Genomic DNA, 6,945 nt, shown 5'->3' with positions numbered 1-6,945 from the left:
GCGCCGGCCGCAGCGAGATCGCACAGACGGTCTGCGGCCTCAGGCCAATGACCTCTGGAACCGTCGCGCTCGACGGAAAGCAGCTGCGGCTGCGCAGTTATGGCGATGCGGTCAAGGCGGGGCTGGTCTATCTCTCTGAGGATCGCAAAGGCTCCGGCGTGTTCCTCGATCTGCCGATCGCGGCGAACATATCGGCGCTCGACCTCGGCCGGCTCACCGGGCGCCTCGGCCTGCTCGACCGCAAGGCCGAGGATCGTCAGGCGCGGGAGCTGACCGGCAGGCTCGGCGTGCGCATGGCCGGCATCGAGGCCACTGTGTCGACGCTGAGCGGTGGCAACCAGCAGAAGGTTGCCATCGCCAAGCAGCTGTCCGTCAGTCCCAAGGTCATCATCATGGACGAGCCGACGCGCGGGATCGATGTCGGCGCCAAGGTCGAGATTCACCGGCTGCTGCGCCAGCTAGCCGGCAGCGGTGTCGGCGTCATCATCATCTCGTCCGAACTGCCGGAGCTGATTGGCTTGTGCGACCGCGTTCTTGTGGTGCGCGAAGGCAGGATCGCCGGCGAACTCGCCGCCAGCGAGCTCGGTGAAGAAGCCATCATCATGCTCGCCTCGGGCGTCCAGGACAGTTCAATTCAAAGGCAGGCCCAGAATGTCGCCTAGGGAATCAGGAGAAGCGCTCGTGCACGCCGAGATCAAGTCCGCCGGGCGGCGCATCAACTTCGCTCACCTCGCCTCGATGCGCGAGGCCGGGCTGATCGTCATCATCCTGGCGCTGTGCATCGCCATGAGCTTCGCCTCGCCGCACTTCCTGACATGGGGCAATTTCCGCGCCATGCTGATGAGCTTCTCCATCGAAGGCATCGTCGTCGTCGGCATGACCGTCCTGCTCATCGTTGGCGGCATCGACCTTTCCGTCGGCTCCGTCGTGTGTTTCTCGATGGTGGTCTCGGGTGCGCTGTTCCTCGCCGGGCTCGATCCCTGGACGGCAAGCCTGATCGGCATCGGCGTCAGCGCGCTGATCGGCGCGGCCATGGGCTTCTTCGTGACCGTGATAGGGCTCAATCATTTCATCACGTCGCTGGCCGCCATGGTCATCGTGCGCGGCATGTGCCTGGTGGTCACCAAGGGCACGCCGCTGTCGCTGTTCACCTTGCCGCCGGCCTTCAAGGCCATCGGCCAGGGCAGTTTCAACAACATCCCCTATGTCATCCTGATCTTCATCGTCGTGGTGGCGATCTTCGACTTCCTGCTGCGTCGCGCCACGGCCTTCCGCAAGGTTTTCTACACCGGCTCCAACGAGAAGGCCGCGCAGTTCTCCGGCATCAGGACCAATCAGGTGAAGTTCTGGGTCACGGTGCTGTGCTCGACCCTCGCCGGAGTGGCCGGCGTCATCTACATGGCGCGCTTCGGCGCGGCGACGCCGACCTTCGGCGCCGGCATGGAGCTCAACATCATCGCCGCGGCCGTCATCGGCGGCGCCTCGCTGAATGGCGGCTCGGGCACCATCTTCGGGGCGATCCTCGGCATGGCTCTGCTGTCGGTGGTGACGAGCTCGCTTATCCTGCTCGATGTCTCGGTCTATTGGCAGGACATGATCAAGGGATGCATCCTGCTGGCAGCGGTGTCGATCGATCACTTCCTGCACCGCAAGAAGTCCTGAACCTCAAAGGCGGCGAAACAAGACCATGGCCCCTCCCAACACCCGCGACGACATCGCCGCTGTTCGTCAGATGCACCAGGCGCTTGTCCTGCATTATGTCGAAGGCAAGACCCAGGCCGAGATCGCCGGGGAACTCGGCATCTCGCACGCGACCGTCAACCGGCTGATCAAGCGCGGTCACCAGCTCGGTCTCGTCGAGATCAAGATCAAGTCGCCGATCGATCATCTGGTCGACCTGGAAGCGCGGCTGGTGGCGCTGGGCGGCATCGAGCGGGCGATGGTGGTGCCGTCGGTCTCCGAAAATCCGCACACCGCCCTGCAGCGGGTCGGCGAGGCGGCGGCTGGGCTGCTGCTCGACACCATCAAGGACGGCGACACCATTTCGATCACCGGCGGCAAGGGCGTCAGCGCGCTGGTCGCCGGTCTCAAGCCGGGGCGCCGCTACGACGTCGAAATCATTCCCGCCACCGGGCTGGTGCAGGGCAAGCACTACACCGATGTCAACCACGTCGCCTCGCTGATGGCCGACAAGCTCGGCGGCCGCGCCTACCAGATCCATGCGCCGTTGTTTGCGGACACCGCGCAGCAGCGCGAGATGCTGATGGGCATCAGCTCCGTCGCCGACGTGTTTCGCAAGGCGCGCGAGGCCGATGTCGCGGTGGTGGGTGTCGGCTCCATCCTGACCGACGATTCCAGCTACTACGATTTGCATCCGTCCTCGAATGCCGATCGCCAGGCGATCGAGAAGTCCGGGGCAACAGGCGAGCTGCTCGCCCATCTCATCGATCGCCGGGGCAAGCTTTGCAACTACTCGCTCAACCGTTCGCTGGTCTCGTTGACGCTTGACGAGTTCGCGACCATCCCGCGCTCGATCGGCATTGCAAGTGGCGCCAGCAAGGTCGCGCCGATCCTCGCCGCAATGCGCGGAAATCATCTCGACACCATCGTCACGGACGAGGCCACGGGGCTCCAGATCCTCGAGCTGGCCGAACAGGAGGCAGCATGAATTCTCGACAGATCCAGCGGCAGATCGGCAAGTCCGGCATATCGGCGTCGGCCGTGGGCCTGGGCACCTGGGCGATTGGCGGATGGATGTGGGGCGGCACCGACGAAAAGGAGTCGGTGCGGGCGATCGAAGCCTCGATCGATGCCGGCCTCAGCCTGATCGACACAGCGCCGGCCTACGGTCTTGGCCGCAGCGAGGCGATCGTCGGCACCGCCATCAAGGGCAAGCGCGACAAGGTGGTGATCGCGACCAAATGCGGGCTGAACTGGCATTCGGGCAAGGGCGGGCATTTCTTCGACCAGGACGACAAGCCAGTGCATCGCTATCTCGGCGCCGACGGCATCGCCTATGAGGTCGAGCAGAGCCTGCGGCGTCTCGGCACCGATCATATCGACCTCTACATCACCCATTGGCAGGACCCGACGACGCCGATCGCCGAGACGATGGCGGTATTGGAAAAGCTCAAGGCAGCCGGCAAGATCCGCGCCATCGGCGTCAGCAATATCAGCGCCGAGGATCTCGGCCATTATATCGATGCCGGCCAGCTCGATGCGATCCAGGAGCGCTATTCGATGATCGACCGCGACATCGAGAGCAGCCTGCTGCCGATCACTCGCCGCCATGACATCGCCACGCTCAGCTATTCGTCGCTGGCGCTGGGGCTGCTCACCGGCACGGTCGACCCCGGCCGCACATTCGGCGGCGACGACCAGCGCAAGGACAACCCGCGCTTTTCCACGGCCAACCGGCAGAAGGTGGCAAAGCTGAAAGAGGCCATCGCCCCTATCGCCGAGAGCCACCAGGCGTCGACCGCGCAGATCGTCATCGCCTGGACGCTCGCCCAGCCGGGCATCACCTTCGCCCTGTGCGGCGCGCGCAATCCCGAACAGGCGCTCGACAATGCACGGGCCGGGGAGATCACGCTTGCGGCAGGCGAGCTTGCGGCAATCGACGCCGCGGCAGCCGCGCATCTCACTGCGATGGATGCCTGAGAAAAAAGGCAACAGCCCCGATGAACCGTAGCCATACGTTAGCCGGTCTGCGCGACCGGCCTGATATCGCCGTGCTCGTCATCGGTGGCGGCATCAACGGCATCAGCGTCTTTCGCGAACTGGCGCTGCAAGGCGTCGATGTCGTGCTGGCGGAAAAGGGCGATTATTGCAGCGGCGCCAGTGCCGCCCTTTCACGCATGGTGCATGGCGGCCTGCGTTATCTCGAAAACGGCGAATTCAAACTGGTGCGCGAATCGCTGCTCGAACGTGACCGGCTGCTGAGGAATGCCCCGCACTATGTGGCCCCGTTGCCGACGACGGTGCCGATCTTCGACATTTTCTCCGGCCTTGCCAACGGTGCGGTGCGTTTCCTGGGTCTGACGCGGCGGCCGAGCCGGCGTGGTGCGCTGGTCATCAAGACCGGCCTTGCCATGTACGACCTGTTCACCGCCGCACGGCGTTTGATGCCGACGCACAGGTTCAGGGGCCGCGCCGAAACCTTGAAAAAATGGCCGGCGATCAATCCGGCGATCCGCAATTCGGCGACCTACTACGACGCCTGGGTGAGCCGGCCCGAACGCCTCGGCCTGGAGATGCTGCTGGACGCCACGGCGAGCGCGGCGAACGCCCGCGCCTTGAACTACGCTCAGGTATCGTCGACAGGTGATAGCCTCGCCATTACCGACACGCTGACGGGCGAACAACTGCCGGTACGGGCGCAATTGGTCATCAACGCTACTGGCGGCTGGATCGACCTGACCAACAAGGCCATCGGGGCGGCGGCGCAGACGATGATGGGCGGCACCAAGGGCTCGCATCTCATCGTCGACAATGCAGAACTGTTCGACGCGCTCGGCGGCCATATGGTCTATTACGAGAACGAGGACGGGCGCATCTGCATCCTGTTTCCCTATCTCGGCAAGGTGCTGATCGGCTCGACCGACATCCGGGTCGACGATCCGGACAAGGTGCGTTGCGAGGAGGACGAGCAGCGCTACATCCTGCAGTCGCTCGCCTTTGTATTCCCCTCGATCAAAGTAGCTGAAAACCAGATCGTGTTCCGCTTCGCCGGCGTGCGACCCTTGCCCGCCAGCGAGGACAGTTTTACCAGCCGCATACCGCGCGATCATTTTTGCGAGTTCGTAGAAGCGAGCGGGCACCTGCCGGCGACACTGTGCATGGTCGGAGGCAAGTGGACCACCTTCCGTTCGTTTGGAGCGCTGGCCGCCGACATGGCACTGAAGCGGCTCGGCCTCGCGCGCAGCCAGGGCACGCAGGACATGGCCATCGGTGGCGGCCGTGATTTTCCGGCCGACCCGGACGCCTGGTGCGCGTCATTCGCCGCCGAGCATGGCCTGACGGTCGAGCGCGCGCAAACGCTTCTGCAGCGCTATGGCACGTCGGCCAGGGATTTCGTTTCGCACCCGGCGGGCGAACAGATGCTGCCGCAGTCGGACTATTCGGCAAGCGAGATGGGGCGCATCATCGAGCGCGAGCAGGTCGAGTGCCTTGCCGACCTGTTCTTGCGCCGCACCACCATCGCCATTTCAGGCGGTCTCAGCTTCGACCTCGTCAACGCCGTTCTCGACATGCTGGCGGCGCACAAGGACTGGAGCGCCAGCGAGGCTGCCACCGAGCGCTCGACCTTCCTCGCCTTGCTGGCCGACCGGCACGGCATCGACCTCCAGACACATCAAAGGAGCGCCCTATGCGCGTAAACAAGAAAGTCCGTATGAACCGGCTGTTCGGCGGCGGCCGCTGCCTCGACGTCGCCATCGATCATGGCGTCTGCAACGAGCCGAGTTTCCTTGCCGGGCTGGAAGACATGGCCAGCGTGGTCAACCAGCTGGTCAAGGCCGGCCCCGACGCCATCCAGATGAACTACGGCCAGGCCGACCTGCTGCAGGCCGTGCCTGGCAAGGACAAGCCGGCGCTGGTGATGCGCATCGACATGGGCAATCCCTATAACAGGATACGCCACCGGGCGATGTGGGCGGTGCTGCAGAACGAAGCCGAGCCCTTGCTTGGCGCCATCGAGATGGATGCGGCTTGCGTCGTGGTCAATCTGTTCATGCTACCCGACGAGCCGGACCTGTTCCGGCAATGCGTGCAGAACATCGCCCGCGTGCGCGCCGATTGCGAGAAATACGGCCTGCCGCTGATGATCGAGCCGCTGGCCATGCTGCCGGTCACCGAGCATGGCGGCTACATGGTCGACGGCGACGCCGATAAGATCGTCACCTTGACCCGGCTTGCCCGCGAGATGGGTGCCGATATCGTCAAGGCCGACCCGACCACCGATCCCAACGACTTCCACCGCGTTGTCGAGGCGGCGCGCTGCCCGGTGCTGGTGCGCGGCGGCGGCAAGGAGGATCTGCGTGCCGTGTTCGACAAGTCGGCCGCCTTGATGGCACAGGGTGCGCTTGGCATGGTCTATGGCCGCAACATCTACCAGCATGCCAACCCGAGCGCTGTCGTGCGCGGGCTGATGGCAATCATTCACGACGATGCCGATGGCGGCGCAGCCTGGGATCTGTACAACCAGGCATAGGCTGCGGCCTCGGGAGGCGCCAATGGCAAGCTATATCCTCGGTCTCGATGCCGGCAACACCGTCATCAAGGCCATCCTCTTCGACCTGTCGGGCCGCGAACTGGCATTCGCCGCCCGTGACGGCCGCTCGTCCATGCCAAAGCCCGGACATGTCGAACGCGACCTCGACGAACTCTGGCGCAATGCGGTCTCGGTCATTGGTCAATGCATCGCTGAAGCCGGTATCGACGCCGGCGAGATCGTCGCCATCGGCTGCGCCGGCCATGGCAACGGGCTCTACGCGCTCGATCGTGCGGGCGCGCCATTGATCGGCATCCAGTCGCTCGACACACGCGCCGTCGACATCGTTGCCGAATGGGCAGAACAGAATGTCGGCGACCGCACCTACGCACATTGCCTGCAGCGGCCGTGGGCGGCGCAGACGCCGACCCTGCTTGCCTGGCTCAAGCGCTTTTCGCCGGCTTTGTTTGCCAGCATCGGAACTGTGTTCTTGTGCAAGGATTTCGTCGTCAACCGCCTGACAGGTGCGCGCAGCAGCGATACTTCAGATATGTCGGGCTGCGGCCTGCTGCAGATGCAGGACCGCCGCTACGAGCCGGACCTGCTTGCCGCCTATGGGCTCGGCGATTGCATGGACCTACTGCCGCCAGTGCTGGAATCGGCCGACATTGCCGGCCATGTCAGCGCGGAGGTGGCGGCCCTGACGGGACTGCGCGCCGGCACGCCGGTCGTTG

Annotated in this window: 7 protein-coding genes; all 7 read left to right on the top strand. The window is 64.6% G+C overall.

Annotation, left to right across the window (positions count from 1 at the left end; translation table 11 throughout):
* The coding region (locus ENZ74_RS16340) for an ATP-binding cassette domain-containing protein (protein WP_164761052.1) at positions 1 to 662 on the top strand (662 nt) is incomplete at its 5' end.
* Positions 663 to 738: 76 nt separating this feature from the next.
* Entirely contained in the window at positions 739 to 1,662 is a 924-nt protein-coding gene (locus ENZ74_RS16335; RefSeq protein ID WP_224674565.1) for an ABC transporter permease, read from the top strand.
* A gap of 25 nt (positions 1,663 to 1,687) precedes the next feature.
* Positions 1,688 to 2,668, top strand: a complete 981-nt coding sequence (locus tag ENZ74_RS16330; RefSeq protein WP_024504451.1) for a sugar-binding transcriptional regulator — start codon at positions 1,688 to 1,690, stop codon at positions 2,666 to 2,668.
* A complete protein-coding gene (locus tag ENZ74_RS16325) occupies positions 2,665 to 3,660 on the top strand; it encodes an aldo/keto reductase (protein WP_063169061.1) in 996 nt (331 codons plus the stop codon). The genes ENZ74_RS16330 and ENZ74_RS16325 overlap by 4 nt, the downstream gene beginning before the upstream one ends.
* A gap of 20 nt (positions 3,661 to 3,680) precedes the next feature.
* Positions 3,681 to 5,378 (top strand): glycerol-3-phosphate dehydrogenase/oxidase, encoded by a 1,698-nt coding sequence (locus ENZ74_RS16320; protein WP_063169060.1) that lies wholly within the window; start codon positions 3,681 to 3,683, stop codon positions 5,376 to 5,378.
* Between the two features lie 14 nt (positions 5,379 to 5,392).
* Positions 5,393 to 6,211, top strand: coding sequence for an aldolase (locus ENZ74_RS16315; RefSeq protein WP_024504448.1), 819 nt, complete (start codon positions 5,393 to 5,395; stop codon positions 6,209 to 6,211).
* A gap of 22 nt (positions 6,212 to 6,233) precedes the next feature.
* Positions 6,234 to 6,945 (top strand): FGGY family carbohydrate kinase (locus ENZ74_RS16310; RefSeq protein WP_245470965.1); only part of this gene is annotated, 712 nt, incomplete at its 3' end.

It is taken from the genome of Mesorhizobium sp. M7A.F.Ca.CA.002.15.2.1 (assembly GCF_003998715.1).
In the GTDB taxonomy this organism is placed as follows: Bacteria; Pseudomonadota; Alphaproteobacteria; order Rhizobiales; family Rhizobiaceae; genus Mesorhizobium; species Mesorhizobium ciceri.
Note: the sequence above shows the minus strand (reverse complement) of the source record. Positions and strands in the feature narration are given on the sequence as shown.

Excerpts from the sequence above, each read along its gene's own strand:
- ENZ74_RS16315 (WP_024504448.1), top strand. The coding sequence starts at position 5,393 with ATGAACCGGCTGTTCGGCGGCGGCCGCTGCCTCGACGTCGCCATCGAT.
- ENZ74_RS16330 (WP_024504451.1), top strand. The coding sequence starts at position 1,688 with ATGGCCCCTCCCAACACCCGCGACGACATCGCCGCTGTTCGTCAGATG.
- ENZ74_RS16320 (WP_063169060.1), top strand. The coding sequence starts at position 3,681 with ATGAACCGTAGCCATACGTTAGCCGGTCTGCGCGACCGGCCTGATATC.
- ENZ74_RS16335 (WP_224674565.1), top strand. The coding sequence starts at position 739 with ATGCGCGAGGCCGGGCTGATCGTCATCATCCTGGCGCTGTGCATCGCC.
- ENZ74_RS16325 (WP_063169061.1), top strand. The coding sequence starts at position 2,665 with ATGAATTCTCGACAGATCCAGCGGCAGATCGGCAAGTCCGGCATATCG.